Below are 2,937 nucleotides of genomic sequence, written 5' to 3' on the forward strand. Positions count from 1 at the left end.
GTCCCGTACGGGACGACCGTCTACATCCACTTCGCCGTCCTGTGGAACGGCGTATGGACCGGCTCCGACAAGGCGTACGTCGGAGGCGGGTTCTGCGTGAACTTCGGCGACCTGCAGAGGAACGGCAACATCAGCTGGCAGACGTACTGAGCGGTGTCGCGCCTCCCACCGGGTGCTGAGCGCACCGGGGAAGGGGGCACGGACAGGTCGGTCTCGCCGCTGCGCGGTGAGACCGACCTGTCCGCACGGCACGCGGCATCGCGCGGCGCAAAGCGTTTCCCCTGCTGCTTCCAAGCAGCCCGCGGTTAGCCTGTACCCGTGGATTCCGTGCTGCTGTTCATCCTGGGCGTCGTCATCATCCTGATCGGCCTCGCCCTGTCGATCGCGCTGCACGAGATCGGCCACCTGGTGCCCGCCAAGCTGTTCGGCGTCAAGGTGACCCAGTACATGATCGGCTTCGGCAAGACGCTGTTCTCGTTCCGCCGCGGCGAGACGGAGTACGGCGTCAAGGCGATCCCGCTCGGCGGCTACATCTCGATGATCGGGATGTTCCCGCCCGGCAAGGACGGCACGGCCGGCCGCAACTCCACCACCGGCTTCATGCAGGCCATGGTGCAGGACGCCCGCACCGCGAGCGCGGAGACCGTCGCGGTGGGGGAGGAGCAGCGCACCTTCTACCGGCTCCCGGTCTGGAAGCGCATCATCATCATGTTCGGCGGACCGTTCATGAACCTGGTGATCGGCGTCGTGCTGTTCGGCGTGCTGCTGATGGGATTCGGGACCCCGCAGAACTCGACGACGGTCGGCTCGGTGAGTCAGTGCGTGCTGCCCGCGACGGGCACAGCGCAGACCTGCGCGGCCGGCGCCGAGAAGGCTCCAGCAGCGGCGGCCGGAGTCGAGCCCGGCGACACCATCGTCAGCATCGACGGCACTCCGATCACCACCTGGGCGCAGTCCACCGCGATCATCCGCGAGTCTGCCGGCCGGACGCTCTCCGTGATCGTGAAGCGGGACGGCAAAGAGCTGACTCTCGCGCTCACCCCCACGCGCAACGTCGTCGCCAAGACCGACGCGGAGGGCGTCGTCGTCAAGAACGCCGACGGCACCCCGGCCACGCTGACGGCGGGCTTCGCCGGCATCGGGGCGGTTCCCGAGCTGGTCCCGCAGCCGGTCACGGCCGTCCTGCCCGCCGTCGGAGCGCAGACCGGCGCGGTCGTGAACGTCTTCCTGCACCTGCCGCAGCGGATGGTGGATGTCTGGAACGCCGCGTTCGGCTCGGCCCCGCGCGACCCGAACGGCCCGGTGAGCGTCGTCGGAATCGGCCGGGCTGCAGGCGAGATCACCGCCCTGGACGGCGTGCCGGTCGTGGACAAGGTCTACACGATGCTCGGGATGCTCGCGTCGCTGAACATCGCGCTGTTCGTCTTCAACCTGATCCCGCTGCTCCCGCTCGACGGCGGCCACATCGCCGGCTCCCTGTGGGAGGGCCTGCGCCGCACGTTCGCCAAGCTGTTCAAGCGCCGCGATCCCGGCCCGGTCGACATGGCCAAGCTCATGCCGCTGACCTTCGCGGTCGTCATCGTCCTGGGCGGGATGAGCGTCCTGCTGATGTACGCCGACATCGTTAAGCCGATCACGTTCGGCTGACCCGCCTCACGAGCAACGCCCAGCCGGCTCCCACCGGCGCGCGTAGGATTGTCGGGTGGCAGCAATCAATCTGGGGATGCCCAAGGTCCCCGAGACCCTCAGCCCTCGTCGCAAGTCCCGTCAGATCCGCGTCGGCAAGGTCCTGGTCGGCGGCGACGCCCCCGTCAGCGTCCAGTCGATGACCACGACGCCCACGACGAACATCAACGCGACCCTCCAGCAGATCGCCGAGCTCACCGCCTCCGGCTGCGACATCGTCCGCGTCGCGGTGCCGAGCCGCGACGACGCGGAGGCGCTGCCGATCATCGCGAAGAAGAGCCAGATCCCGGTCATCGCGGACATCCACTTCCAGCCCAACTACGTCTACGCGGCGATCGACGCCGGCTGCGCCGGCGTCCGGGTGAACCCGGGCAACATCCGCAAGTTCGACGACCAGGTGGGCAAGATCGCGGCCTACGCGAAGGCCGCGGGCGTGTCGCTGCGCATCGGCGTGAACGCCGGCTCGCTCGAGCCGAGCCTGCTGCAGAAGTACGGCAAGCCCACCGCGGAGGCGCTCGTCGAGAGCGCGGTGTGGGAGGCGAGCCTGTTCGAGGAGCACGACTTCCACGACTTCAAGATCTCGGTCAAGCACAACGACCCGATCGTCATGGTGAAGGCCTACCGGCAGCTCGCCGAGCGCGGCGACTGGCCGCTCCACCTCGGCGTGACCGAGGCCGGCCCGGAGTTCCAGGGCACGATCAAGTCGGCGACCGCGTTCGGCATCCTGCTCGCCGAGGGCATCGGCGACACCATCCGTGTCTCGCTCTCCGCCCCTCCCGCGCAGGAGGTCAAGGTGGGCCTGCAGATCCTGCAGTCGCTGAACCTCCGCGAGCGCAAGCTCGAGATCGTTTCCTGCCCGAGCTGCGGGCGCGCGCAGGTCGACGTCTACTCGCTCGCGAACAACGTCACGGAGGGCCTGCAGGGGATGAGTGTCCCGCTGCGCGTCGCCGTCATGGGCTGTGTCGTCAACGGTCCCGGCGAGGCCCGCGAGGCGGACCTCGGCGTCGCGAGCGGCAACGGCAAGGGCCAGATCTTCGTCAAGGGCGAGGTCATCAAGACCGTGCCGGAGGCGGAGATCGTGCAGACCCTGATCGCCGAGGCGAACCGCATCGCGGCCGAGATGGGCGACGTCGCCTCCGGAGAGCCCACGGTCACCGTCGGCCACTGACGCCGCCGCGTCGCGTGCTCCGGCGAGCGGTCGCGACACGCCGCCACGTGGTGGGTGAGGCGGCATGTCGCGACCGTTCGGCG

Annotated in this window: 2 protein-coding genes; both read left to right on the forward strand. The window is 69.1% G+C overall.

From position 1 onward, the window contains the following. Positions 1-318: 318 nt before the first annotated feature. A complete protein-coding gene (locus tag ACTHMF_RS08685; RefSeq protein WP_440317122.1) occupies positions 319-1,647 on the forward strand; it encodes a M50 family metallopeptidase in 1,329 nt (442 codons plus the stop codon). Between the two features lie 76 nt (positions 1,648-1,723). Beyond that, positions 1,724-2,854: a flavodoxin-dependent (E)-4-hydroxy-3-methylbut-2-enyl-diphosphate synthase gene (gene ispG / locus ACTHMF_RS08690; protein WP_440317123.1), complete on the forward strand. Its 1,131-nt coding sequence runs from the start codon at positions 1,724-1,726 to the stop codon at positions 2,852-2,854. Positions 2,855-2,937: the final 83 nt, after the last annotated feature.

It is taken from the genome of Leifsonia sp., assembly GCF_051955155.1.
GTDB lineage: Bacteria > Actinomycetota > Actinomycetes > Actinomycetales > Microbacteriaceae > Leifsonia.